The following is a 617-nucleotide window of genomic DNA, read 5'->3' on the forward strand; positions in this document are numbered from 1 at the left end:
TCGAGCTTCCTGTCGAACCAGGCTGAGATCACCAGGCCCGAATATGGTCGGTGTAGACTTGTTCAAACCGGCAAGGCTGTTGACCTTGCTTTGTTTGCCCTACCTGCTACTATCCATTGGCAGTCCGTTCCTGCACACCTGCGTGGATGATGAAGCCGAGACACATCCCGTAGCAAAGGCATCTCTGCACGTCCGTTCAGGCTTATCTGGGTCAGCACAATCCCGATTATCGCACGTGACCACGCCATTGAGGGCGCGCGAACGTCAATGTGCTGCCTGCTTGTTGGCCAAAAGTACCATTGGCAACGTACACATCCACGTAGTGCTATCTTCTGCCAAAGTAGCAGCCCCGCTTTTTCTCGCCGCAAGAGCCTGTCCCAGCCGTAGTGGAAAGTTGGCTGGTGGCTCGTCTATTCTATGCCGCTTTGCCCTCCTGGTCAATATGCCGATCAAGCGCGGCGGCGAGAATCCAAAGGTCTCTGTAGCCCATCATCCTTCTGAAGTTCTTCTCTGTTGCAAGGAACCCGGAAGCCGCCCAGCGCAGCACCATTGATCCTCCCTGCCAGTTCGTGACCCGGCGCGTCCGCATCCGAACTCCCGAATGAGGGCTTTCGATG

At 56.1% G+C, this 617-nt stretch carries 1 pseudogene; it reads right to left on the reverse strand.

Going from position 1 to position 617, the window contains the following annotated elements:
* Positions 1 to 415 precede the first annotated feature (415 nt).
* Positions 416 to 617 (reverse strand): annotated as a pseudogene (locus ABJK56_RS01360) (IS256 family transposase); the annotation flags it as partial.

This window comes from Thermogutta sp., assembly GCF_039793925.1.
Lineage (GTDB): Bacteria > Planctomycetota > Planctomycetia > Pirellulales > Thermoguttaceae > Thermogutta.